This is a genomic window from bacterium (assembly GCA_020444325.1).
In the GTDB taxonomy this organism is placed as follows: Bacteria; Bacteroidota; Ignavibacteria; order SZUA-365; family SZUA-365; genus BM516.
The window spans coordinates 138,884-160,762 of record JAHLLD010000010.1; the positions used below are offsets into that span (position 1 = coordinate 138,884).

Consider the following 21,879-nt stretch of genomic DNA (forward strand, 5'->3'; position numbering starts at 1 on the left):
CCTACTCCAGCAATCCGCCAAGAAAATCAATAATTGCTGCGCCAAGCGACATGGGTTCTGCAGTCACACTGCACTGTGTTACGAGTCCATGCGGCAGATTGCCATCCTGTTTCGTTACACGCGCCACGATCATGGTAATAGCTTTCCCATCGAAGTACGTGACTTGCCCGTCATCACGGATGACGCGGGCTTTGCCGCTGACACCGAGTTCATCTGCCTGAAACGCAACCACGGCATCTGCCGGAATATTCGGCCGCTCCGAGAGCTCAACCGGCATGAAAAGCAGCGCTTCCGCAGCATCGTCCACAATCAGCAGCGTATCCGCTGCCCGTGTAGCCCGAAGCGCACCGCTGATCGGCGCGACATGCGATGCCAGGGCGAGACGCTGCTGCATTGCCCGCAACTCTCCGCGAATGGCATCAAGTTCTTCCTTCCGCTGAAGCAGGTCCTCCGTTTTCATACCACTCGACACGGCAGTCAGACGGGCTTCGGCGATCGAAACACTGATACGCAGCATTTCAAGTTGATTTTCCGCACGTTCATACTCTTCGTCGGAAATAAGTTTGCGCTCGTGTAATTCCTTTTGCCGCTGAAACACCACCTGCTGTTCATCGACTGCTTTTCGTGCGTAGAGAAGCTCACGTTCTGCAGCCTCGACCAATGAAGGTTTTTCACCGGTTCTTGCAGATTCATATGCTGCTTCCGCAACGCGCAGCGATCCCTGCAGTGTGGCGATTTCATACTCAACGTCCGTCGAGTAGGTCCATGCCACCGTATCCCCTTTTGAAACGGTTCCCCTTTGTGCGAGATCAGACAGCGTGAATCGAAGTGCATCACCACGTTCGAGCTGTGTGATATTGTAGCGCTGGACATGCCCCGTTTCGTTGTCACGAAGAATGGAGACGATCATGCCATTGTCGTTGCGCATCAACACCCAGGATTTCGACGGAATCAGCTTCCCCTGCGTGCTGATGCTCTTCGGGATTTCGAGCGGAAGCAGCAGCAGCGAGAGGATGATTGCAATTCCTCCGATAGAGAGCCGTGTTTTCTGCGTATGCGACATGCGCTGATCCTCGGTCAGGGTTGTGCGTAAACGATGCGGCCGGCGGTCTGTGCATTGGGTGACCGTACGGTGTATAGATAGATACCGGATGGTTGCTGAATCCCATCGGCATCCCGTCCATTCCACGTCACCTGCTGCACGGCACTGTCACCAGCATCAATTTCAAAGCGCCGAATCTGTCGTCCGAGCATGTTGTATATCACAACTTCAACTGTGCATTGATACGCCGTGGTGATTTCAAGGGTGATGCGCGATTGAAAGGGATTGGGGTACGTCGAGACGCTGAGGACTTCAGGATATGCACCGCCCGCTTCGATGCCTGTGCTGACCAGCGACGCAACACCGGGATAGTCACGGCCATACCGCAGCGCCCTGGCGATCTCGGCGTGCCAGTTATAATCCCATACCTGATTCCCCTGGGCATCGACCTCGAACAGGTAGCCCGAAGTCGCCTCCGTTATGAAGGTGTTGCCATTGGGCAGCCGCTGATTACCACCGAGATGGTTGGAATAAAACGTGGAACCGTTCTGATAGGTCCATACCGGGGCAGCCGGACCAAACGCTCCGTTGTCGAGGACATAGGCTCCGTCCTGATCGACGGACGGAACAATCTCCGTCACCACGGAAGCACGGCTCCTGCTGTTATTATTGAACGCCAGGATATGCCCTGCACCGGGACAACCCTGCGGGATCCAGTATGAGCAATGCACGACATCGAACAGATCCGTTCCAGGAGCATCGTAATTGGATGGCTGTCCCCAGCGATACAGCAGATCGCCACCTTTCCCCGCATTGCCTCCCGTACTCCCGGCAGCCTGCGCCGTCGTTGTGCTATGGTCTATGACATAGATTTCATTCATGAAATGCGAGCTGATAACGATCTGGTCTTTCTCGGGATTATAGCTGATCCCGTTGATGTGCAGCCAGTCACCGCCCCCCGGACCCAGGTTCGATCCGAGGTTGACGTCGATGCGTTCGGGATGATCGGAAATGACACCGTAATTCGGTTTGGAGGGATCCGTGTCCTGCACGAGGTGATCCCAGGCATGCCACTCCCACACGATACTTGCACCGCCAGCGCCGTCGGGCTGCACTTCGATGATATGATCCGGCCAGATCGTACGTGCACTGCTCCGGCCCATCGCCGTCGCCTCGGCAGCGGATTTCACTTCCCACGCGATAAGCAGCACGTTGCCGTTGGGCATGGGTTCCAGGTCGTGATGCGTCACGTATGTACTACCCGCATAGTCGAATGACCACACGAGATTGCCATCCCAGTCCACTTCCTCAATGCGTCCCGCGCTTGCTGCGCCGCGAAGTGCAGGAATCGATGTGGCACATGGACGCAGAAGATGGCCGCTCGGGAGCAGGTACACTGAGTAGCCCCCGTTCCGCGAGTGATTCCAGGTATGCACGGTACTGCCCGCCATATCCACCAGATAGGTAGTACGACTGTTGTTCGGATTGAACAGCGTATATCCCTCATAGGCACTGCTCTGTGCGTGTGATGCGAGAGGCAGGGAAAGGAAAAGGGAAACAAGTATGATCGGGATGGGAACGTATCGTTGCGTGCGCATGATTGCATTAATTGGATGTATGTGAAAGGTGGGCCGGAATCAGTGTTGAATCAGGATGGGACGCTGCACGAGTTCGATGCTGCCGCTTTCCTCCTGCAATTGAAGATGAAGCACGTACCATCCAACGGTGAAGGCTGCAACATCCAGCGGGTAGGTCTGCACGCCGCTTTGCATCATCACCTGTCGCTGATACACAGTGCGCCCAAGCGCGTCGACCAGGCGAAGCGTCAGCAGTCCACCATCGAGTGATTGAACCTGGAAGGTACCGTGATCTCGCAATGGATACGGCCAGATGCCATTGAGTGAAAAACGCGTTGCGCTTCCTTCGAGGCGCTCGACCGCGGTATAGACATCGAGCTGCGCACGCAGCTCCACGATGCGCGCCTGCATCAACCCCAGCACAGCAGGAATTCTCATGCCGAGTCCGACCACAACCTCTTCACTCAGATTGTCGAGGAAAGCCTCATACGAGTAAAGCTTGTTTTCATCGGCGGCCACATAGGGGTCGATCAGCGTGCGATACTGTGCGGCACGGACGGCAAGCGAATCAATCGAGGCGGGGCCATCAATCATCGCGCGAATGGCCCGAATATATGCCGCGAACAGCTGCGGGTTTTCGAGTATGCGGCGATTCAATGGCCTGCGATCGAGATTGGAAATATTGAATACGTCCTGCCTCACAATGTCCCAGCTGTTGCTGTAGGCACCGAAGGCCTCATTCAAATCCCATGGGAGTATGTTGAACTGTCCGGTGATCTCGTCATCATAGAGATAGAAATTCCTGCCCGAACCTGAATAGCTGTCAAAATTCGAGAGCACCATGTTGAACGCGAGCAGATGCGTGACGGATTCATAGTTCAACCAACCTTCGAGCGTTGAATAGAAGGACGCATCCGCTTCGTTGTTGAGAAGATCAAGCATGGTGATCAGACGGGACCAATCGTCCTCCTTCTCGTTCGTCTGCAGCTCGAGCTCCTCCCGATAATCATCCGCTGTCGATCCCCTGTATTCGAGTGTGGCACCGTCATCCGACGCTTTGTAAAGGTTGAAATCATTGTCTTCATAATGCCGCTTCAGGAAGGTCTTGTCTACCTGCTCAACCTGCACATAGAGGCCGAGCAGCTCACCATCAATCTCGATCGCAGCGTACGCACTGCGGGAAGCCGGGATATAAGCCCCAATGACACCGTAAGCCAGCATCTCACGAACGAAACTCGGGTCCTTCACACAATTACTGAAATTGAGTTTCTTGACGCCGTAGCAGGTCTGGTCGTCCTTATATTTATCGAACTTGAATTTCAGCGGTTTCTTCGGAGTGCCGCGGGACATCTGGTAGGAGGAATTTCCCTTGTACCGCACGCCGACACTGTCGAAAACGAGACCGTTGTACTCCAGCCGCGCCGGCATGTACTCTTCACCGTTTTCATAATTGTAGCGGAGGCTGTCTTCATAGCCTTCCACGTAAAAATGCAGATTCCAGGTGTGGACGACCTGCTGATCGAAGAGCATGTCGGTGGAATCCGCCTCCTGTGCGTGAAGCTGCGGGGCGATGATGAGGAACAGTATGAGAATCAGGAATCGCATGGATCAGCTGTCTGGTCTGGTGATCAGAGTATTACGGGACGAACGGTACGGAAGCCGATAAAGTAGTAGATGTAATCCGGTGCAGCGAACGTACGGTTCGCGGAGCGGAGTTCAATCGCATCGCTCCCCCAGTTCCCACCCCGGGGCACATGATAGTCACCACTTTCCGGTCCCGCAGGATCGACGGAAGGCGATGCGCCGTAGAAATCGGCCCCGTACCAGTCGTGGCACCATTCCGACAGATTCCCGGCCATATCATAGAGTCCGAGATTATTTGGCTGTCTCCCGCCAACAGGCTGCCCACCGAAACGGCTGTCACCAGCACCATGATTCCAGGAATTTCCGCTCCACACGGCGTAGCTGCTGATCTCTGCACTGTCGGCAGCGGTGAGCGGATAATCCGCGATGTCTTTTCCCCAGGAGAAATCCGTGCTGCTGCCTGCGCGGCTGGCGAATTCCCATTCCGCCTCGGTCGGCAACCGGTAACCATTCCGATCCGGGTACATGCTAAGGTCCGCAAGCACGCAGCCGTTACCAGGAACACCATTGATGGCAGAGTATTCATACACGGTGTCCAGCCCGGCGGTCTTGCTGAGTGCGTTACAGTACAGCGCGGCATCGCCCCACTCAACATTGTACGCAGGATAGTTGGCGCCAACACCGTAGGGGGCCGCCCATACAGGAGAAGTATACGAGGGATACGCTGCCGACATCACTGCAGCATACTGCGCCTGCGTCACCTCCGTGCTGTCCATATAGAAATTGCGCGTGAGCTGTACAGTGTGCTCTGGTAACTCATCGCTGTAGCCGTTTGAGGAGCCCATGGTGAATGAGAACCCGGCGGCATGGATGAGCACCATACTGCCTTCACGTTCCGGCGTAATGGGGTTATTGTTCACGGAATCGTCATCGTCGCTGCTGCATGCAGGAATCGCGAACGTGACGCACAACAGGGAAAGCGCCAGTATTGACGGAAGGAATTTCATAGTGGGCTCACAAGATGTGGAGTACTGAAGAGCGAAGCGGCCAGAGCACGTTCCCAAATAAGACAACCCAGGGGCCGGAAAGTTTCAGTAGCGGCGAAAAAAACCTGCAAATCAGCTATTTATTGCTCTCGACCTTGAGCTTCGCTGCGTTTTTCACTGAAGAAACATAGCCAAGGACGGCATTCCACAGACTTGATCCCCCACTGGCAAGGAGTCCGAGGGCCAGGATGCCCGGAAAGCTCGTCCAGCTCTCCGGGAGAATTTCCGCGGCCGCCGGCATGGTCAGATGCGCGGTAAATATCCCTGAAGCCATTGCCAGCAATTGCAGCACAACAACGCGCCACGATTCTACGCGTGCGTCCTCAGCTTTGTCACGGAGAAACGGCGTGAGCCCCTTGATGATTTCAACGAGGCGTTCGGACGCAATGCTCAGGGCAACCAGGAACAGAATGAGATCGGAAAGCTGCGTAAGTACCATGTGGCCTCCTTGTGAATGGTTCCATGTGGTATGGTGTCACAACGCTTCCTTTCAAATCCCCTTTTATGGATGTGTTTGGTGAAATTTTATGCAGTTTCTGCATAAAGTACAAGGCAGTCAGGTATTTCTACCCCCTCCTGCTGCTCTTTCAACAGCTGCGGCGACACTCCCTCCCTGTCCAGAAATCGCGCTTGAATATCAATGCCTGAGCGCTATTCTGCGTACCATGCTGAACGATGTGCCACGAACATGCAGCAGATAGATACCGGATGGCAGTTCCAGTCCAGAAAGCGTCACCTGCAGAACACGTGCGCGTTTGCGGATACTGCGTGACAACGTGCGTCCGAGTGCATCGGTGAGAGCAAGTTCCACAGGTTCCTCTTTCACAAGCTGCAACTGCACGTTGATCGATGCGGAAGCGGGATTAGGGTACACATCAAACGCACGCACTTCCGCAGGCAGGACTTCTATGGAAAGCACATCGACGGGGAATTCCTCCGACCAGGCCTCGCAGCCGTTGGCGTCGGTGATGCGCACGCGGTATGTGCCGGTTGCCGTGGTCTGATGAAACTGGTTGTCTGAATCCGGCAGCGGATTGCCGTCGAGATACCACTCGTAGTGCGAGGCGACGCTGCTGGTGAGCAGATCGCCAAAACGCTCGATCACGGGCGTTTCGGGCGGCGGCGCCATCGTCACAATGAGGCTGTCACTCATTCCCCGGCATCCGCTCGAATCGATCACTTCGCACTGGTAATATCCCTCAGTCGTCACTTCGATCCGCTGCGAATGGTCGCCTGTATTCCAGGCGTAGGACAGGTAGCCATCCCCAGCATCCAGCACTGCTGTATCTCCGGCACACAACGGGAGCGCGGTGAGCGAAACGACATGCGGCGTGGGCGGAGTCAACATGGATACGGCAACGGTATCAGAGCTGCCGCGACGCTGCGCGGATGAAACCAGGCAGAAGTACTCGCCGGCATCATGCACCGTAATGCGCCGTGTGGTCGCTCCGGTGTTCCACTCGTACGCATCGCGTCCCCCACCCGCATCGAGCGATACGGAATCACCGGGACAGATGGCAAGGGCGCCGCTGGCGATGAGCAGGAAATGAAAATCATTCTGATCGATGCCGGGAATGGGGATTTCGAGATCACAGCTCCTGGCCCCGGTGGAATTGGATTGTGCAGTCGCATGCACTGTCGGTGTAATGGAGCGCTGGACCACAGGGTACTGCAGCATCCAGACGAGCGTGTCCGTTCCTCCCGGTGGCAGAGGGTCACGGCGGAGATACTTCCTGAAGTTGTCGGGTGCATCAGGACCGGCAAGCTCCATGTTCTCGGGAGGGACGAGGTAGACGTTGACGTCATCGGCGGGACGACCGCCGATATTGCTTATGACGGCAGTGAGGGGAAATGGCATGGGTTCGTAGCGGAAATCCAGGGCGTCAACCTTGATCTCAGGAGCGGACAAGCTGCAGCGCAGAATGCCGTCCGCGCGGGGAATCTCAACCTGATAGCAGCATTCTACGGGTGGATGGTTGTCGAACAACGCAGTAATGCACACTTCCGTGCTCACATCATGCAGGCGCACAGGGGTCTCCAGATCCCATGACACGGCGGCATGGCTCCCGGGTGTGATATCCGAGAACGCATAGATAATAGTATCCTGCAGCGGCTGTACGAGGTGAAGGATCGTGCTGTCATAGTTGAGAGCAAAACGCGCCTCCTTCGCGTCAGCGCTGCCGGCATTCAGAAAACGTGTCATCACAGGAAAAGGATTCGGTGCGTAGTTCTCACTCATTCTGTCCCACTGCAGCGTGCGCATTCCCTGTGTCTCACAGTAGACCAGGGGTATGGGACCAGGTGGAAACAGGCTGACCTGTGCCGTCACGGGATCAGAGCGCAGGCAACCGGATGCAAAGGACATTCCTCCCAGCGTTACGTCAGTCTGCACGGTGTCATGCTGTGATACCGTAGAAAAATGCAGTTCCAGGAACGGCCCCGTTCCGTGGATCAGACGCTTGACCTGCGTTGTGATAAGTGCGCCATCCTGCCGTGAGGTCAGTGTCAGGGGCACCCCGTCGAGCAGTGTTCCCGGCGGAGCGGTCACCTGCTGCAGTTCGATTTTCGTCCTGTCGAAGACCAGGGGTACGCTCAGCGGCTGAAAGACCGTACTATCAACCGGAGATGCGAGCCAGACGGTCAGATTCAGGTCATTTCCTCCCTGCACGTATGCATCCGCGAGATGAAAGTCGAGCGAACGGTAGGTACCGGCATCGAGCGGCGCCTGAAGGCTGAACGATTCGACATCGGCCCCGGAACAGAAGTGCTCCAGACGGAGGTCGACCTGGAACATGCTGCCGTCAGCGCATTGCCTGTCGAACGTAAGCGCACATTCACTGGAACAGAAACGTGCATCCGTGAACAGCTCGAGATAGGCATTCGTCAGCTGGGTCGTATCCATGACAACGAAATTCTTCCCTCCCGTCTGCTGTGCCACCATCTGTCCGTACATGCTGTTGGACCCGAGCTGGACAATATTGATGCGTATATCACGCCAGTTCGCAGCATCCACAATATCCTCCCAGGTATGGAGCGAGGAGTTGTCGATGCCATCGGTGAGGAGAATGATGGATTTGCAGGAATTGTGTGCTGCTCGATTCAGAGTATCGAGTGCCTGGTACACGGCATCCCATATCGCGGTGGCACCGGACGCCGGCAGCTGATCCATCGCGGCCTTGAGCCACGGTTTCTGCGTCGTCATGGCGCTTCCGCGTTCGAGCTGTTCGGTAAACCAGTACAACGATGCTTCATCAGTGCTGCCGTTCATGCGACTGATGAAGCATTTGCCCGCCGTTTTCGCCGCTTCATTATACGTGCCTGCCATGCTGCCGCTCGCATCGAAGAGCAGCATGCAGGAGAAGGGACTCCCGCCCGGTGCCGGTGTCTGCAGCGTGAAATCCGTCACTTCGTCACCGTTGTCGTACAGCCGGAAATTTTCCTTTTTCAGATCGACACGATGCACACCGCCACACAGGACCTTGAAGTGGGTGACGATGCGGGGCCAGGACGTCCATGTTCGGGTGATGGTAAGATCCGGCTGCGCCTGCAGTGGCACTGAAAACAGGGTGCAGCTCAACAGGCAGACGAGAGCGAAGACAACAGGGTATCCAGCTCTGGTGAAGGGACCGAAGTTCAGGATGAAACGCGAAATTCGCGTTGGGAAAAATGACTGGAACAACGCACGCATAACACCATCCATCGAAGGATCGAACGCTCTATGGAAATTACGCGGTGGACTACCGTCTTCACCCCCGGGTTTGCTCTGGGTACGGCAGCGATGAACCGTGATTCTGAGCTATTCGTTCTTCCCGCAAGTTATGGATTTCATTGTCTGATGCAAGTGCGTTGAAGAGCATGAGACCATCCGGCAGAATTCGGCCTGCTGTCCTCTCTCCCGCATCCTACAGCACACCTCACCTGAGATGATGAAACACGGTCATCGTCCGGTGGCCCCGCTCATCCGTCACGGCAACCGTATACAGACCAGCCGGCAGTTTCCGCATATCAATGCGCACCATCGTGCGTTCTGCCTGCATGACCTGTAAATCGCGACGCCGTACAAGAGCACCCTGCATATTGAACACGCACAGTACAAGTGCACGATTCCGATCTGAATTGACTGCAAGCGTCACATCCTCTCTGGCAGGTTGAGGGAAGCACTGCACAGTGAAGGCGTCCGGCTGCGCGCGCGCCGGTTCGACCGCGGTCGTTGTGGTATCTACCCAGGCAAGCGTCTCTATATTCGCGTCCATCCAATTCGAGCGGTCATGTATCCACTGCTTGAGATATGAAATCTCTTCAGCCCAGGTGTCGCCGACGAAATAATTCGGCCACACGCTCGTCCCGAGCAGTTCCCACCGTGTAAAATGCCGCTGCTGTGCTTCGTTGAGCAGGACGACCAGCGAATCGATTCTGTGCTCGAGTTTCGCCGTCGCCAGCACCCCGGTTCGCAACTCTCGCCAGCGTGCGGAAAGACGGGCAACGAACGCGGGGTCCTCAAGCAGCCTGTGCCACCAGAATGGAACGCGACCGTAATGTGACCGCCAGCCTGTCGTGAGCATGGCATCATTGTAGTTTGCGTTTCCGAAGGCGAGATTGAAATCCCATACCGGTCCCGCGACAATCCGATGATCAATGCTGTTGCGATCCTTGTGCAGATACAAACTCGCAACGAATCCATCCACATTGTTGCACCACTCGTTGATCAGGATGTAATCGACGAACGATTCAATATTAAGATACGCGGGATACCCGGTTCCCGGATCTGCGAATTCGTCGCTGCGCATGACGTTCTCATAATCCCGGATGAGATCCTGCATATACCATCGCTGGTGAATATTGAGGTTCTTGGACTTCGGATAGACGTGCCAGTACACGAAGTACCCGATGGAATCCTCGGCGCCGGGAAATCCGATATCACCCTCCCGGCCGTTGTGATCGATCGCGACGATATACCCGCCGGTGCGTGCATCCCCCTCGGTGATGGAGGCATCGAGTTTCGAAATACTCACTCGGTCCTTATCCCGTTTGATCTGTTCGAGAAGGACGTACACACCCTGGTACTCATTGTTGAGAACGAGCTCACAGTAGTGCGTGCGGCTCGCATACCATCCCATCTGGCGTGCCGTCTCATAGACGAGCACATCGCGCATGAGTGACTTGTCCACATACGGCGCAAAAAGAATCCAATCGTGTTCCTTCGGAAAATCCATCAGCGGAACATTGTCTTCCTCCCCTTCCGCATCAAGCGTTTCCAGCAGATACTGCTTCTGCGGATAGGTCTGGGACGAGTTGCCGCGCAATTCGATATCGATACTGCCGTTGAAATGATTGCACGGATGATGGGTACAGTTCACCCCATGATTTTTGACAATACCCATATGCGCCCGGATTTTGGGTTCATCCGGTATTGGCGTGCCCTGCGTGTCGAGAATAACGATGGGGAGATTTGAGGAAACGAATTCCACGTGCTGCGCTGAAAGTTCTCCCGCCGCATGGAATAATGTGATCGCCAGGATCAGCAGGACGGTGTGCTGCTTTTTGAAAAACATACGCGCTCCGGACCGTGTCGTAACTACAAAGCACATGCGATTGCATGAAGGAAGTCATCTCACGAGAGCTGCCCGGAATTCCGTGCACGATGAATACCGCGGAACAGAGTCTGATGAGGTGCCCCGAAAGCCGGATACTCTATGGCTGCCACACAATGCGTATTGCTGGCAGGTTTATCCGATTCAGAACAACCTAGAAACAACCGGAGTGTGAAAAAGTTACGCTGACGAGGCAGGACCAGCCACAGTTTTTCAGGCTGCTGATCGAAGCCTTTGCGAAGAGCTTCCGCTCCCTCCCCCCGGAGGACTATTCTTTGACGAGGCGTGCGAGTAGTGGGAGTACGACGTCGGGACGCTGCATCATCGACTTCACAAAGGCCAGGCGCGCGCTTTCCGGAACGGCCTCAAAATCTGCGAACAGTTCTGAGGTCTTCCCGGGAGTATACCACAGATGAAGGTATCCTGCAGCTTCCACTGCGTAAGTGTATCGCTCCTCACCGCTTATTGTAGGATTCGCAAAACGCAGGTCGATGCGCTGTGGCGGCAGAAGCGTGCAATACTCCCCGTCTTCGGCCTGAACCGCAGACAGCCGGTCACCTCCATTCTCATCAATACAGCGAAGCATGCGAAGTTCTTCCGGAGGTGATGCTGCGACGGGGTCCCAGGCGATGCGCACATCGAGCACTTCCCACAGTCCGGGAAGCGATTGCAGCTGGAGACGCAGCTGCTCGCCCTGCAGGTCTTTCACGGAAAAAGGCAGTGCACGCGTGAACGGGATCTCGGTTCCTTCCGGTTCAATGCGTCCCACCATGTGAGCATCCGTTCCCATGCGGACCTGCAAACCACAACGCCGCAGCCACTCCTTCAGCGACGCTATGGTTTCCGGATCCTGTTCGAGATCACGGATGAAGCGCAGGGCGTCATCGCCCAGCCAGGTGAAGGTCTCCTGGAAGATGCCGCCGGTCATTTCGCGATTTTTCGCTGTGACGAGCAGCATTGCCGTTTCTGCATCTTCAGGACAACGCACGATGTACTCCCCTCCATCCTTCGCCGCAGCTGTCCGGTGCATGGTGGTGGAGGCACTGCAGAGCCAGGCTCCGCCGTTATTGTCGAGGTACAGTTCCTGATCCGCCCTGTGGGCATAGCGGAAGAGACGCACGCGGTCAATGTAATGCGTCTCGGGACGCTCATTCGTCATGCGAATGCGCAGCTCTCCCTGTTCTTCATGCAGCGAAGGCAGCACATGCCTTGTGCCACGCTGCAGGGATTTGCCGAGGGATGTTCCGAATGTTTCTGCTTCGAGTACGTATTCCTCCCCGTTCCAGCTGTAGACGTAGGGACAGGATTCGGACTCGGGGTTTTCGGAGCGGATTTCCGTTTTACTCTCCCGCAATATCGCTGCCGCGACGAAACCGGTGAACACCACCGCGGCTGCCACGGTGAATATCGTCCCCGACTCATCCCTGCGCTCGACCTGGGCATATTCGATATCGTCAAGGGGGATATCCCCGTCGAAGCTCGCGCGAAATCCCTCCATTTCCCGGCTGCCTTTCCCCTGCAACGCATCGTTTTCAAGGTCATAGCTGTCAAGATGATATACCGCGCCATCCCGGGTGAGTACGGACAATGTTGCGCTCTGGTCGCTTTGCTGAAGCTGCGAGTAATCTCTCACCGGATCGACGTGCACACAGGCGGACAGCAGCAGGACGCTGGCCAGTGCTATACTGATAATGCGTTTCATATTTGTGTTCTCCCTTAAAACTGAAATAACAGGTAGGCACCGCCGATGAAGGCGGAGGTACTGACATCTTCCACGGTCGGCATGAAGTCGTAACCCACAGACATCCCGAGAATCGGTCCACCGATCATGTCGATTTCGGCGCCCATGAGCATATGCATCCCGACTTCCCGCGACTTGATGTGCCGGACAATGTCTCTTCCCGCTGCGACGGGATACCCCTTGAATTCATAGTCGATGCGCGTGACCCCGGCACCGCCGTAGAAACTGAACATGCTCGTCGGATGTGGGGTAAAGTGTCCTGTCACCGTCAGTGCGGAGCGAATCCAGTCAGTGGAGTGGTTGATGGAACTGTGTCCACCCAGGGGACAGTACTCCGTACTCGCGGTTACTCCCAGCCACGAATTGATCTGCAGACGCGTCTGCAGTCCGATCGATGCCAGGGGACTGTCGGCAGAAGGCCTGGTTGACTCGGTATAGAAGGCATCCTGACCACCGAGATCAGGATTCGCGATCTGCATGCGCAATCCGAACGAGAGTTCGGGAAATACGCGGATACGATAGTTGTCGGCATGATACGCGAAGGCGGGAATATCCCCCGTCGCGGCATCAGCACCAATCACGGCACCCTCCACATCTGCGGTGGAGTCTGCCTTCTGTCCACTCGCTGTGAGGGGCAGGACAATGAATAAGAATAGAAAGACAGGACCTGCGGTCCGGTTGAACCTGCTCATAATGTTTCCCTAAAAATGTATGATACGGCTTGAGCGATAGTCGGTATCCGGAGCTCAATATATGTTTCCTGCTTTCGAATGCAAGTTACAATTTCGTCAGTTTCCTTTCATCGCCAGTTCGCGGCTGTACTGCATAACCGTATCCATCCCGTAAAGAAAATCGCGGTATCCCTGCTCGACCACGTGGTCGGGCTGCACGCCGTGTGCATCGTCCATGTCCTTCACCGCAACCGCAACGCTCTTTCTCGGGATAAACACCATGATGCGCGAGTTCGGCAGGTCGCACCTGTCCGTATATGCATTGCACTGGTAATTCCCCCCTCCTTCTGCGCCGATGATGGTACCGAGCTCATGGTACTTGACAAGGGCAGCGAAATGCGCCGATGTCGAGAAACAGCAGGCGTCGATGAGGACGAAGAGCTTGCCCGTGAAAACATGTTCCGCCCGCGGGAGAGGCTGAGCCAGCTGCGCATATCTGTCATCCGCGGAAGCGAAATATTTCAATGGTGCTGTCGTGAGATGGCGCAGCACACAGGCTGCGCAGAACGGATCGCCCCCATCGTTGCCACGCAGATCCAGAATGAGGCGAGAGACCTGTTTCTGTTGCAGCACCGCGAAACAGCTGTCCATGAACGATCGAAAATATTCCACCCTGTCGTAGTACCCGAACGTCGGAATACGGATCGTGGCAAGTCCCTCCTCTTCCTCGACGCTCAGACCGGGCTTGCGCTCCGGAAAAACATCGGCATAGACTTCCTGATAATCCGCTGCGGGCACCGAGAGCCTGACCGCGGTGTTGCGTCCGGGCAATTTACAGAAGACATTGAAATGGGAAGAAAATCCGTAGCGCCGTGCGTACAGCATCGGAAAGCGGCGCTGTACCTGCTCGAGCCGGAATCCTGGATTGAAGGCATCCGCCGCATAGTTCGCCGTGAGCGCATCGATGATGTCCTGTATGGGTCGTCCGTTGATGGACTCGATGACGCTGCCCCGGGCGACACTGCGCCTCTCACCATGATACCCGGTCACGACGGCCTTGCCGTCGAGGAGACGAAATTGCAGGGGGAAAAGGGCATCCGCGGCATAGGTCCAGTAGGCTTCCGACATCCACGGACTCGTATGACCACAGCCCAGGCTCCCGGTAACAGCCTCTACGATGGGAAAGAACTCTCTCGGTGACATCGGCCGGTCGATACGCGCGCGCATATCGGTGAACAGTGCGTCGAGACTGTCTTTCGTGATATGCGCGTAGAGCTTGCAGTGGGAATCAAGCAACCGGCGCTGCAGCCGGTCAAAGTCCTCGAGCAGTTCCTCCTGCGAAAACAGTACCGGCATGCCGACAGCCGCAAGATCATAGCGGTCCAGCGTGAACGTACCCTGCGGGAGATTCTGGGCATTCCCGGTCAACGTCGTTTTCCGGTTCCCGAAAGGCGGGTTGTCCGGATCGGGCTGCCACTCCCAGTACACCGAACTGTCCGCTTTGAGGATGACATACTTGTATTCGATTTCCGTCCCCGCATCCGGCGAGAGCATGTATACACCGGAATAGATTCCGTCGCGATCGGACGCACGGAGCGCGAGATCGTTTCCGACCCACCCCGTGAAATTGCCCCGAACGATTACGCGATCACCTTTGTCGGGACGAAAGAACTCGCGGTCGAGAGCGTCCCGCATATCCACGCGAAAGCAGACATCCTGCTGCGCCGTCACCCCCGTTCCCCACAGCGCCAGGACCAGAAAGAGCATGATACAACGCATGACCATACCTCCGAATCTATGCAGTCAGAAATTGCGCGCGCGACGAGTCTATGGAGAAAGTGAGAGTGAATAAAAGATACGATTATCTGACTTGTTGTCAAGTGCACCCCACCGACCTGCTTCTCCGTTTCCAGTATCGTATCTTGTTGCCCGGGACCATCACTTCCCTCGACGTTGTTGCAGTGCTCTGAGGAGTTCCCCATGCGCCAGATACTATGCATACTTTTTGCGGCCCTGCTGTTTGTAACCGCTCCCGAAGCGTCCGCACGCATCCTTCATGTCGGTCCATCCCGCAACCTTACGCTGCCGAGCCATGCTGCGTCCGCCGCTCAGGATGGCGACACCATTCTGATTGATGCCGGGGAATATGCCGACGCCGCCCGGTGGACGGCAGACCGGCTGCTGATTCGTGGCACGGGCGGCGTACACGTGCGTGACAAAACGTATGGAGGGAAGGCGATCTGGGTCATACAGGGGAACGACACCGTGGTGGAAGGAATTGAATTCTCCGGTGCGCGCGTGCCGGACAAGAATGGTGCCGGAATACGGCAGGAAGGAAGGAATCTCACGCTGCGGCACTGCTACTTCCACCACAATGAAATGGGAATTCTCACCAGCAACGACGCGGAGAGTCATATTCTGTTCGAGTACTGCGAGTTCGCCGACAACGGCTATGGCGACGGTTTTTCGCACAACATGTATATCAACCATGTGGGACGATTCACCATGCGCTTCTGCTACAGCCATGACGCAGTCATCGGGCACAACGTCAAGAGCCGCGCGCACGAGACCTGGCTGCTGTACAACAGGCTCGATGAAGCGAACGGGGGGCGTACGAGCCGCGAAATCGACATTCCGAATGGCGGACTCGCGGTGATCGTCGGGAATGTGATGGATCACGGACTCAACACGGACAATTCCAATCTGCTGGGATTCGGCCATGAGGGATACAGTAATCCCCGCAGGGCGTTGTTCGTAGTTAATAACACATTTGTCACAGCGCGCGGCGCCGGCGGTTTCGTCACGCTCCCGAGTTCGCCGGCGGATACCGTGCTCGTGTACAACAATATTTTTGCGGGACGCGCAACACCAGTCAGCGGCGCGACCCTTCTGCTCGACAGCGCCTCCAATATCGCGCGTCGCGACATCGCCGATGCGGGATTTCAGAATCCGGGGGCGGGGGATTTCACGCTCATGGCCTCATCCCCGGCCATTGATGCAGGCAGCGATCCGGGCACCGCAGATGGCTTCACTTTGCTGCCCGGCATGCAGTACCGTCATCCGCTGCAGGATGAAGCACGTCCCTCCGCCGGCCCGGTAGACTGCGGCGCATTTGAGTACCTCCCTCCCGTCGGCATTCGTCAGGAGACGTCAGCAGCCGCACAACAGCTCAACATCCTTTCCCTGGCACCACAGCCCGCGCAGCATGCTGTCACCGTCAGCTTCCGAACAGCGCACGCGGGTCCGCTGCAGCTTGCGATCCACGATGTGACCGGGAAACGCGTCGTCACCCATCATCACGTGGCACACGCTCCCGGGAAACAGCGCATCCGTCTCGATGTGCAGCAATTACGCAGGGGATATTATTTCGTTGAAATCACGGACGGGAAGCATCGCAGCAGTATGCCAATGATCATCAGGTGAATTTCAGTCCGTTGCTCCGGACTCATTTTCTTTTCGGATAATAGGGTATCTCTGATGAACGATTATGCAGAATCTGCATAAATCCGTGGCGGGTATTATGCAGAAAGTGCATATCAGCAGGCGGCACAGTGCGGCAGCCATGTTACTTTTCAGACAATCGTGTTACTTTTCGGAGAACAAACCTGGAGCATTCCATGAAACTGCAACGATTCGGCGTATCCCTTCCTGAGGACTTAATGCGAAAGTTTGACCGTCTCATAACGCGCAAACGCTACCCCAATCGGAGTGAAGCTATTCGCGATCTGATCCGCAGGGAGCTCGTTCAGGAAGATATCGCGAGCGACAGGGTCGTTGCCGGCGTGATCTCTCTCCTGTATGACCATCATCGAACGGCAATATCAGAGACGCTCAACGCATTGCAGCACGATCATCACAAATCGATTATCAGCAACACGCATGTGCATCTCGATCACGACAACTGTCTCGAGGTCATTCTGCTCCACGGGCGGGCGAAGGACATCAAGCGCTTCGCCGACGCAATCATTTCCATCAAGGGGGTGAAGCATGGCGGACTGCATCTCACTTCCGCCGGTGCCGGACTGGAGTAGGCGATGCATGCAGGCGGAAACGTGGTGACACATGGCGGGGAATGCAGCGTCGATGCACGCGCCGCAATGCTCATGCTGCTTGCTGCTGTTATCACCTTGATCCTGCTCCCTCACCTGACTGCCCTCGCTCTTGCCGCGCTGCTCCTGTTCGCATTCGCAGGATTCACCCACAAGCTGTTCATGCTCCTGCGGCGTACCCGTGTACTGCTGCCCGGCAGCATGCTCATCGGTGTGCTGGCAGCACTCGCATCAGCACAGCAGCGGGGTGAAGGACTGCAGGTGGACGCTGTTGCCTTCACAGGCGGCGTCATGGTGTCGGGGCGCATTTTTCTTATCGGATGCAGCACACTGCTGTTCATTCTATGCATCCCGATCGAGCGTGTGGTCAACGCCATGAAGCGCATGCACCTGCCGGACACCACCGTGACACTGCTCTGGCTCGCCAACTCTTTTCTGAAGCAGCTGCAACGCGAAGCTCGAGGTACGATGATGGCGATCCGTGTACGCGGTGCGGGACGCTCCCTGCCGCGTAAACTGCTCGCAGCCTCCTACCTCAGTACGACATTCCTTTTACGTGCGGTGGGGAAAAGCGAACGCATGGCGGATGTGCTCGCCGCAAGGGGATTTCGCGGCACGCTCCCGTTGCAGTACACCAGCGATGATGAGCACACCGGATGGCGTATGCGTGACAGCATCGCGGTGCTTGCCAGTCTGCTGCTTTTTACTATCCTGATGCTGCTCTCATGATTGCGCCCTCAACCGATACTCTTCTGCACTGTGCCATTGAAAGCTGCGACTACCCGGACGGCAGACGCGCACTCGGGCACGTGCATTTTTCCATCGCAAAGGGGGAGCGCGTCGGATTGATCGGTCCCAACGGCGCGGGGAAATCGACTCTGCTTCGTGCACTTCTCGGACTGCAATCCGTCACCGGCAGCATCACGATTGACGGCATCACCCTCTCCGCTTCCACTGCGGACAAGGTGCGCACAAGGATCGGACTTGTGTTCCAGCAGGCGGATGATATGCTGTTTTCGCCCACGGTGTGCAAGGATATCGCCTTCGGTCTCGCCGCGCAGGGACTCCCCGGACCCGAGATCGAGCAGCGCACATCCGATGTTCTGCGTGATGTCGACCTCCTCGACCGCGCTGAGTGCAATCCCGCCGAGCTGAGCGTCGGCGAACAGCGTAGAGCCGCGATCGCCGCGGTCATTGCCATGCAACCGGCAGTACTCGCCATGGACGAACCCGCGAGCAATCTGGATCCCAGGCACAGACGCATGCTCATCGACTGGCTGAATTCGCGGCCAGGGCTTACCCTCCTCCTTGCTTCCCACGACCTCGACCTCGTCGCCGCCTGCTGCGACCGTGTCATTCTCCTGTCGACGAACGTCGCAGCTGATGGTCCCACCCGCCGCATCCTTACCGATGAGAAACTGCTGCGTGCCCATGAACTGGAACTGCCACCCGGAATGCAATCCACAACCTTCCGCCACCAGGATTAGGAAATAAACGGATGGATTACGCTTGTTTCCTGCAACCGGCTGTCGTAGGTTAGTAACACGAATTTGATTTTCGTGTTACTATCAACGACACGCATTATGAAGCACCTTATCCTGGCACTCTCCGCCCTTTCTCTCCTCCTCCCTTCCATTGTCCGTGCACAGAATCCTGCAGCAGCCGGGGATTCTTCCCGGCACTATGTTCTCGAGGACTCCGTCGTCATCGTCGCCGGACGTTACAGCACCAAACTTTCCCGTGAGAGCAATGCCATTGCGGTCATTGACGGACGCAGCCTTCCATACGTCGCCGACCACTCTTTGCTCGAGGCACTGCAATGGGAGGTCCCCTCGGCATACGTGGTGGAAACCCGGGTGGGTGGCTTCGGCGTGGGAACTGAAGGGACGGGCATGGTTTCGATTCGTGGTCTCGGTGGGAAACCGAACACCGGTGTCGCCCTGATGATTGACGGACATCCTGATTTCATGGGAATTTTCGGACATCCCCTGCCTGACGTTTACGGCATGGATGATGTCGAGCGGGTGGATGTCCTTCTCGGTCCCTCCTCTACCATGTTCGGGAGTGCGGCGATGGGAGGCGTGGTCAACGTCGTTAGCAGCGGGATTTCCGGCAGCGGTTTGCAGGCCTCACTTGAAGGCGGCAGCTGGAACACTTGGAACGGGGCACTTTCACTTCGCCGGTCCTGGGAAAAGCACGGAGTGCGGCTCTCGCTGCGTCATGGCAGCTCAGACGGACACGTTCCGCAGAGTGATTTCAGCAGCACCCATGTCCAGGGTGCCTGGGAGTACGCCATTTCCAAGACATGGGCACTCTCCGTTCGCGGACGCTATGCACCATCACGTTTCGACGATCCGACGCGCGTTGGCGACCCTGCGGAACTCGGCACCTATGGCGATATCAAACGGGGGATGGCTCAGGTTGAGCTGGAGAACACCTTTCACAGTGTGACCGGTTCGACGCAGCTGTATGTCAACGCAGGACATCATGAGTTCTATGATGGCTTTGTCAGTGATGATCGCAGTTTCGGATTCTCTACCTATCAGCAGGTCAACCTTCACCGGGACCTGAGCCTCGCGGCCGGTATGGATCTCCTCCAGTATGGCGGAAAGGCAAATCTCGACAATATCGATCATACCCTGCGAACAGGGGGCGTTTATGCTCTTGCAATGTACAGTCCGCTCTCCGCATTGCACATCAGGGCCGGTTTGCGTTACCAGTACCACAGCCTTGAGATCGGCGGGTTCAGTCCCAATGCCGGCATCAGTTATACCCCCCTGTCCGGTCTGCGTATCTACGCCAATGTACAGAGCGGTTTCCGCTATCCGACGTTACGTGAACTCGTACTGTTTCCCTCCTCGAATATGGATTTGCAGGAAGAGAAAAGCCTGGGCTACGAAGGCGGAATCGAATACGTGGCGTCACGTGCATCGCTGCGGCTTTCCGCGTACCGGACTCGGGTGGAAGACATGATATTCGCCGTACCGACGCAACTGCCCCCTCCTCCGGTACGCTTCGAAAATGCCACAGATGAAACGTTGCAGGGCGTGGAAGCACTGCTGCGATATCGTCCCATGCGTGCCCTGCAGCTCCAATGTGCATGGAGCATGCTTGATGCAGGATCACTGACAGCCTTCAATCCCGGCCAGATGTTCAAGTATCAGATCCGTGCAGAGAAAGGCCCCATGCGTGTTGCCATCATGGGACAATATGTGCAGTCGCTGTTTGCGGGGAATAACGAGTCCCTCCCCATGCCGGCGTATCATGTTCTCGACATCACCGGATCGTGGCAACTATCGTTCATCGAAGTCTTCGTCAAGGCAAGGAATGTGTTAAACAGGCATTACCAGGTGCTCCCCGGTTACGCTGCACCCGGTGCTTATTTCCTGACAGGAGTGCGGTATGCCATCGACTCAATCTGACCACGGCGGTACGAAGAGGGAGATGCTCGTACGGAGATTTCCGCTCGCTGCGATGCTGATGGCGCTGGGTGTACTCCTCCCTCAGCTATTTCACGCAATCGGACTCGGTGCCAGCCTGCTGCCGATGTTTCTTCCGGTACTTGCCGGAGCGCTGCTGCTGCCTCTGCGTCTCGCACTCAATGTCGCCTTCCTGACGCCGCTGCTGTCGTGGCTGTTGACAGGCATGCCGCCACTTTCTCCACCAGTCCTTCCTCTTCTGTTGATCGAACTTCCCGTTATTACCGTGGTAAGCGGCATCCTGCATCGGCGCGCTGGCTGGCGGCCGATCTTCTCCCTCACAGCCGCCCTGGTGATAGACAGAATACTACTGTATGGAATGCTGCTCACCATGACAGAGCTGCTCGGATTCCGTCATGCCATGCTTTCTACAGCGCTGGTCCTTCTCGGTCTCCCCGGTGTCGTCCTTCAGCTGCTCGTACTGCCACCCGCGCATGCGTTCATCGTGCGCCGCTATCCTCAGCTTGAGATGGCGTCCCCGAAAGGAGCCGTATCATGACCGAGCGCCTTCAGCGTGAGCAGTTTTTCAACAGTCTCGCTCCAAAATGGATGCGTGATCTCGAGGAGCAGCACCCACGGCTGGAAGTGCTGTTTCGCAACAATCAGCTGCCCTGCAAAGGAAACGTGCTGGATGTCGGTACCGGAACAGGCGTGCTGTTTCCACATCTGCTCGCCGGTGGCAGCAGCAGTATCGTCGCGTGTGATATCGCCCGGGAAACGCTTGCAATGGCCCGGAAGACCCACAGCGCACGCAACGGGATAAACTACGTGCGGGCCGACGCGCAGGCCCTCCCCTTTCCCGATCGCAGTTTCAATGCCGTTTACTGCTTCAGGGTGTTTCCTCATTTCACACAGCCGCAGCGCGCGCTGCAGGAGTTTTATCGCTGTCTCTTTCCGAACGGTACACTGTGTATCATGCATTTCATGGATCATTCTGCGCTCAACGCCATGCACCGTGAAGCGCATCCGGCAGTCGCCCGTGACGTGCTGCCTCCTGTGAATGAACTTGCGAACATGCTGCATGATCACGGCTTTGCAACTGCATCGATGGAGGAGCGGGAAGGCCTTTACTTCCTCCTCGCCACCAGGAAGTAATTGT

At 56.4% G+C, this 21,879-nt stretch carries 17 protein-coding genes; 7 read left to right on the forward strand and 10 right to left on the reverse strand.

What is annotated here, in order from left to right:
- Nucleotide 1 precedes the first annotated feature (1 nt).
- The 10 genes from KQI65_13480 to KQI65_13525 form a co-directional block, all read right to left on the reverse strand.
- The gene (locus KQI65_13480; GenBank protein MCB2205751.1) at nt 2-1,063 is read right to left on the reverse strand and encodes a hypothetical protein; all 1,062 of its coding nucleotides are present in this window, start codon (nt 1,061-1,063) and stop codon (nt 2-4) included.
- A 14-nt stretch (nt 1,064-1,077) separates the two neighbouring features.
- Entirely contained in the window at nt 1,078-2,640 is a 1,563-nt protein-coding gene (locus KQI65_13485; protein ID MCB2205752.1) for an aryl-sulfate sulfotransferase, read from the reverse strand.
- Between the two features lie 39 nt (nt 2,641-2,679).
- The gene (locus KQI65_13490; GenBank protein ID MCB2205753.1) at nt 2,680-4,224 is read right to left on the reverse strand and encodes a CotH kinase family protein; all 1,545 of its coding nucleotides are present in this window, start codon (nt 4,222-4,224) and stop codon (nt 2,680-2,682) included.
- 23 nt (nt 4,225-4,247) lie between these two features.
- Nucleotides 4,248-5,210 (reverse strand): formylglycine-generating enzyme family protein, encoded by a 963-nt coding sequence (locus KQI65_13495; protein ID MCB2205754.1) that lies wholly within the window; start codon nt 5,208-5,210, stop codon nt 4,248-4,250.
- 115 nt (nt 5,211-5,325) lie between these two features.
- Nucleotides 5,326-5,688, reverse strand: a complete 363-nt coding sequence (locus KQI65_13500) for a hypothetical protein (protein ID MCB2205755.1) — start codon at nt 5,686-5,688, stop codon at nt 5,326-5,328.
- A 198-nt stretch (nt 5,689-5,886) separates the two neighbouring features.
- Nucleotides 5,887-8,937, reverse strand: coding sequence for a T9SS type A sorting domain-containing protein (locus KQI65_13505; protein ID MCB2205756.1), 3,051 nt, complete (start codon nt 8,935-8,937; stop codon nt 5,887-5,889).
- A gap of 226 nt (nt 8,938-9,163) precedes the next feature.
- Nucleotides 9,164-10,801 (reverse strand): CotH kinase family protein, encoded by a 1,638-nt coding sequence (locus KQI65_13510; protein ID MCB2205757.1) that lies wholly within the window; start codon nt 10,799-10,801, stop codon nt 9,164-9,166.
- Nucleotides 10,802-11,108: 307 nt separating this feature from the next.
- Entirely contained in the window at nt 11,109-12,542 is a 1,434-nt protein-coding gene (locus tag KQI65_13515; protein MCB2205758.1) for a hypothetical protein, read from the reverse strand.
- A 14-nt stretch (nt 12,543-12,556) separates the two neighbouring features.
- Nucleotides 12,557-13,273, reverse strand: coding sequence for a hypothetical protein (locus tag KQI65_13520; GenBank protein MCB2205759.1), 717 nt, complete (start codon nt 13,271-13,273; stop codon nt 12,557-12,559).
- Between the two features lie 96 nt (nt 13,274-13,369).
- Nucleotides 13,370-15,031, reverse strand: a complete 1,662-nt coding sequence (locus tag KQI65_13525; GenBank protein ID MCB2205760.1) for a hypothetical protein — start codon at nt 15,029-15,031, stop codon at nt 13,370-13,372.
- A gap of 201 nt (nt 15,032-15,232) precedes the next feature.
- Here KQI65_13525 and KQI65_13530 point away from each other — a divergent pair, with 201 nt between their 5' ends.
- The 7 genes from KQI65_13530 (at nt 15,233) to KQI65_13560 (ending at nt 21,875) form a co-directional block, all read left to right on the forward strand.
- Nucleotides 15,233-16,675: a T9SS type A sorting domain-containing protein gene (locus tag KQI65_13530; GenBank protein ID MCB2205761.1), complete on the forward strand. Its 1,443-nt coding sequence runs from the start codon at nt 15,233-15,235 to the stop codon at nt 16,673-16,675.
- A gap of 194 nt (nt 16,676-16,869) precedes the next feature.
- Nucleotides 16,870-17,283, forward strand: coding sequence for a nickel-responsive transcriptional regulator NikR (gene nikR, locus KQI65_13535; protein ID MCB2205762.1), 414 nt, complete (start codon nt 16,870-16,872; stop codon nt 17,281-17,283).
- A gap of 3 nt (nt 17,284-17,286) precedes the next feature.
- Entirely contained in the window at nt 17,287-18,030 is a 744-nt protein-coding gene (locus KQI65_13540) for an energy-coupling factor transporter transmembrane protein EcfT (protein ID MCB2205763.1), read from the forward strand.
- Nucleotides 18,027-18,788 (forward strand): energy-coupling factor ABC transporter ATP-binding protein, encoded by a 762-nt coding sequence (locus KQI65_13545; GenBank protein ID MCB2205764.1) that lies wholly within the window; start codon nt 18,027-18,029, stop codon nt 18,786-18,788. The genes KQI65_13540 and KQI65_13545 overlap by 4 nt, the downstream gene beginning before the upstream one ends.
- A 96-nt stretch (nt 18,789-18,884) precedes the next feature.
- On the forward strand, nt 18,885-20,723 hold the full coding sequence (locus KQI65_13550) for a TonB-dependent receptor (protein ID MCB2205765.1): 1,839 nt from the start codon (nt 18,885-18,887) through the stop codon (nt 20,721-20,723).
- On the forward strand, nt 20,704-21,279 hold the full coding sequence (locus KQI65_13555) for a hypothetical protein (protein ID MCB2205766.1): 576 nt from the start codon (nt 20,704-20,706) through the stop codon (nt 21,277-21,279). The genes KQI65_13550 and KQI65_13555 overlap by 20 nt, the downstream gene beginning before the upstream one ends.
- The gene (locus KQI65_13560; protein ID MCB2205767.1) at nt 21,276-21,875 is read left to right on the forward strand and encodes a class I SAM-dependent methyltransferase; all 600 of its coding nucleotides are present in this window, start codon (nt 21,276-21,278) and stop codon (nt 21,873-21,875) included. The genes KQI65_13555 and KQI65_13560 overlap by 4 nt, the downstream gene beginning before the upstream one ends.
- Nucleotides 21,876-21,879 lie beyond the last annotated feature (4 nt).